The following is a 666-nucleotide window of genomic DNA, read 5'->3' on the forward strand; positions in this document are numbered from 1 at the left end:
CTGACGACCGGGCATTTCACGATCGACTACACCCCGACCTCACTGCGGCTGGACCTGCCGCTCACCTACCTGCCGCTGCGCTACATCCCCTACAACGGCACCGCCGTCATCCCCCCCTGGCTCCACACCCCGCCCACCAAACCCCGCGTCTGCCTCACCCTGGGCACCTCCGCCACCGAACGCCTCGACGGCTACTCCGTCGACGTCCAGGACATCCTCACCAACCTCGCCGACCTCGACATCGAGATCGTCGCCACCCTCCCCGAGAAACAACAGGCCGAGCTCCAGCACGTCCCCGACAACACCCGCCTGGTCTCCTTCGTCCCCCTGCACGCCCTCGCCCCCACCTGCTCGGCGATGATCCACCACGGCGGCGGCGGCTCCTTCTCCACCAGCCTCGTCAACGCCGTCCCCCAGCTCATCCTCGCCGACATGTTCGACGCCCCCCTCAAAGGCCACCTCCTCACCCGCCAAGGCGCCGGACTCACCCTGCACAGCAGCCAAGCCACCGGCCCCCGGGTCCGCGAACACCTCCTACGCCTCCTCGACACCCCCTCCCACACCCACGCCGCCCAACAACTCCGCCAAGAGGCCCTCGCCACCCCCGGCCCCAACCAACTCGTCCCCCACCTCGAACGACTCACCGCCCAGCACCGCGGGTAGCGA

The 666-nt window shown here is 69.4% G+C and carries 1 protein-coding gene; it reads left to right on the plus strand.

Going from position 1 to position 666, the window contains the following annotated elements; all coding sequences use genetic code 11:
- Nucleotides 1–663 (plus strand): nucleotide disphospho-sugar-binding domain-containing protein (locus tag ACSC1Q_RS43010; protein WP_436764514.1); only part of this gene is annotated, 663 nt, incomplete at its 5' end.
- Nucleotides 664–666: the final 3 nt, after the last annotated feature.

Source organism: Streptosporangium heterodermiicola, from assembly GCF_051390675.1.
Classification (GTDB): Bacteria; Actinomycetota; Actinomycetes; order Streptosporangiales; family Streptosporangiaceae; genus Streptosporangium.